This window comes from Aquiflexum sp., assembly GCF_977115555.1.
This window is the reverse complement of the sequence record NZ_CDSBKL010000494.1, coordinates 1-2,653: the sequence shown is the minus strand read 5'-3', so window position 1 is coordinate 2,653 and position 2,653 is coordinate 1. Positions and strand designations below refer to the sequence as shown.

The following is a 2,653-nucleotide window of genomic DNA, read 5'->3' as shown; positions in this document are numbered from 1 at the left end:
TTTTGTTAGAATTCATCTAGATTAATAGATTTTGGGAAATAGAACTGGATTTCAATCACTCATCATGGCATATACTTTTTCTACAACATCATCCACTGATGGTTTTGAAAAATAATCTCCATCAGAAGAATATGCAGGTCTATGGGCTTTTCCTGCCAATGTTGCAGGTTCTACATCTAGGTGATAATATCCTTTTTGTTCTTCTATCACTTGTTGCATCATATATGCAGTGGCACCTCCCGGCACATCTTCATCTGTAAATAGAATTTTATTGGTCTTCTTCAATGATTCAACGATAGAATGATTTACATCAAAGGGTAATAATGTCTGTACATCTATTACTTCAATGTCAATTCCCATCTGATTTAAATCTTCAGCAGCTTCCAAAACAATTCTACACATTGAGCCATAAGTGACTACAGTAAGGTCTTTACCTGTTTTTATCACTTCAGGCTGTCCTAATGAAACTTTAAACTCCCCGATATTGGAAGGCATTTTTTCCTTGAGTCTGTACCCATTTAGGCATTCAATAACCAAAGCCGGTTCATCTGCGGCCATAAGTGTATTATACATCCCTGCAGCCTGTGTCATATTTCGCGGAACACAGATCAACATTCCTCTTAAGGAATGGAGAAGCATCCCAATTGGAGAACCTGCATGCCATACGCCTTCTAATCTATGCCCTCTTGTCCTGACAATTAATGGCGCTTTTTGACCTCCTTTAGTTCGATATTGAAGGCACGCCAAATCATCAGCCAAAGTCATCAGTGCATAATATATATAGTCCAAATATTGGATCTCTGCCATAGGCCTAAGCCCTCTTAAAGCAGTACCTATGCCTTGTCCAATAATCGTACATTCCCGTATTCCTGTGTCGGTTACTCGATGTTCTCCATATTTTGATTGTAGCCCGGCAAAGGCTTGATTCACATCCCCTATTTTCCCTACATCCTCTCCAAAAGCAAAAAACTTCGGCTCATTTTTGAGTAAATGGTCAAAACATGCCTGCAAAATCTCTCTTCCATCCACCATTAAGGCGTCATCTGCATATTCGACGGGAACTTCCTCAATATTTTCCGCTCTCCAAGAAGAATGGCTATACAAATAGGAGTTGTATCTATCCTCATTTAGCTTTTGTTGAAGAGAATACCAAGCAGTCAAATCGGCTCTTTCATCTGAATTTTCACTTTTGGTGATCCAAAGAGCCCTCCTGACAGTGCTGATCACATCTTTTCGGATTGGATTCAGAGCTTTAATCAATTCATCATTTAATTGATCAATCAAAACTGATTGCGGTGACGATTTGGACAATTTGAGAAGAAGTGATGATGATTCTTGTAATTCAGATTTAATCTCACCTGAAAATGCTTTCCAAGCTGCCTCTTTCTGATTTTTAACAAAGGATTTAGCTTCTTGATCAATCTCATTAAGTTCTTCTTCGGTTATTTTACCGCTTTCAAGGAGGTATTCTCTAAACTTAACAATACAATCATTTTCTTTTTCCCAAGTGAGTCGTTCTTTTGATTTGTATCTTTCATGGGATCCTGAAGTTGAATGACCTTGGGGCTGTGTTAGTTCTTTCACATGAATGAGAACAGGCACATGTTCTTCCCTGGCAATTCTGGATGCATTTTCATACGCTTTATCCAAAGCTTCATAATCCCAACCTTTTACAACAAATATCTCAAATCCATTTTGATCATCATTTCGCTGAAATCCTCTCAAAATTTCAGAAATACTTCCTTTTGTGGTATGAAATTCATTTGGAACAGAAATGCCGTATTCATCATCCCAAACCGAAATTACCATGGGTACTTGAAGTACTCCTGCTGCGTTGATTGTTTCGAAAAACATACCTTCTGAAGTCGATGCATTCCCAATTGTTCCCCAGGCCACTTCGTTCCCATTTTTGCTTAATTGGTTAAATTCTTTTAATGCAGCACTTTCTCTAAATAATTTCGAAGCATAAGCCAAACCAAGTAACTTGGGCATCTGGCCGGCAGTCGGAGAAATATCTGCTGAAGAATTCTTCATAGAAGTAAGGTCTTTCCAAGAACCATCTGCATTCAGAGACCTTGTAGCAAAGTGCCCGTTCATAAGTCTTCCAGCAGAAGCAGGTTCCAAATTTACGTCCGTATGGGCATAGAGCTGGGCAAAATATTCTCTTATCGTAGACTCTCCGATTGCAAACATGAATGTCTGGTCCCTGTAATATCCTGCACGGAAATCTCCATTTTGAAAATGCCTGGCCATGGCAATTTGAGCAAGTTCTTTTCCATCACCAAAAATCCCAAATTTAGCTTTTCCCATAAAAACCTCTTTCCTACCCATTAAAGAAGCTTGACGGCTTTCCTGGGCAATACGGTATTCATTGAGCAAAGTCTCTTTTTCAAACACTGAGGCGCTTTTCTGTTTGGAGTATGTTACCAATTCATCCATTTTAAATAATCTTGAAGCTATTTGGGTTTATTTCTTATAGAATTCTACTTATCCAAAAATAAAGAAAATTGACATTTTTACAAATTTAAAAACAGAATTATTTTGATTAATTTCCATAAATAATTTTGATAAATGATTAATTTAATGAATTTAACAAAATTTAATTCTGTTTTTCTAACATTTATTACTAAAATAGATTATAAAATATAAAATA

The 2,653-nt window shown here is 37.1% G+C and carries 1 protein-coding gene; it reads right to left on the bottom strand.

The window, feature by feature from the left end; all coding sequences use genetic code 11:
- Positions 1 to 51: 51 nt before the first annotated feature.
- Entirely contained in the window at positions 52 to 2,439 is a 2,388-nt protein-coding gene (locus ACZFYI_RS18710; RefSeq protein ID WP_462525640.1) for an alpha-ketoacid dehydrogenase subunit alpha/beta, read from the bottom strand.
- Between the last annotated feature and the right edge of the window lie 214 nt (positions 2,440 to 2,653).

Excerpts from the sequence above, each read along its gene's own strand:
- ACZFYI_RS18710 (WP_462525640.1), bottom strand. The coding sequence starts at position 2,439 with ATGGATGAATTGGTAACATACTCCAAACAGAAAAGCGCCTCAGTGTTT.